The sequence below is a fragment of the Pseudomonas sp. P5_B2 genome (assembly GCF_056400445.1).
Genome location: NZ_JBFULH010001292.1, coordinates 1 through 750 on the forward strand (window position 1 = coordinate 1; position 750 = coordinate 750).

At 60.5% G+C, this 750-nt stretch carries 1 protein-coding gene and 1 pseudogene; both read right to left on the bottom strand.

All coding sequences use genetic code 11. The features are described 5' to 3' along the window. A partial coding sequence (locus AC1DRJ_RS30815; RefSeq protein ID WP_477805438.1) for a (R)-mandelonitrile lyase occupies positions 1–467 on the bottom strand: 467 nt, incomplete at its 3' end. An 87-nt stretch (positions 468–554) separates the two neighbouring features. Next, positions 555–682, bottom strand: a pseudogene (locus tag AC1DRJ_RS30820) (flavodoxin); the annotation flags it as partial. Positions 683–750 lie beyond the last annotated feature (68 nt).

A 750-nucleotide genomic window follows, 5' to 3' on the forward strand; every position in this document is an offset into this window, starting at 1 on the left:
CCTTCGTACTGCGCCTCGGAGACCTTTTCCGCCCAAGTGACGGTTTTGCCGTCTTCGGCTTCGGCGATTGCGATGTGGGTCATGCCGTTGGCGGCAGTAGCCCCATGCCAGTGGCGTGTTTGCGGCGGGATCCAGACGATGTCACCCGGATGAATTTCCTGACGTGGGCCGCGTTCTTGCTGCACGTAGCCGACGCCTGCAGTGACAATCAGCGTTTGCCCCAGCGGATGGGTATGCCAAGCCGTGCGCGCGCCGGGTTCGAAGGTCACCGTGCCACCGCCGATGCGGGCTGGGTGATCACCCTTGAACAGGCCATCAACACGTACCGTGCCCGTGAAGTTTTCTGCAGCGCCCTTCACTGAGGGCTGAGAGCCTGCACTGTTGATCCGGATTTCGTTGGAAACCTGGGCGCAGGTTTCTCCGGCCAAGAGCGACAACGCAACGAGTGGGGCAATCAGGGGGTTCATCGATGATGCTCCTAAGGGTGGTGAGCCGACTGCAAGGCTGCTCCGTGCGCGGACCCGTTGTAAGGGGATTCAGGGGGGAAACGTGCATTAGTGTGCGAGATGGCTGTCGCTCAACCACGCGTTCACGCGCGCATGTTTTTGCGCTCCTGCTCACCTTCCATGACGAAACCCTGCATCACCCTGGCCTTGGGCGCATGGCTTTGGAGAATGGTTCGGAGCGCTGTGCAAACAGTAAGCGAGCTACCGGATGGGCACTAGACGGGTAAATCGGCAAGGGTTCATG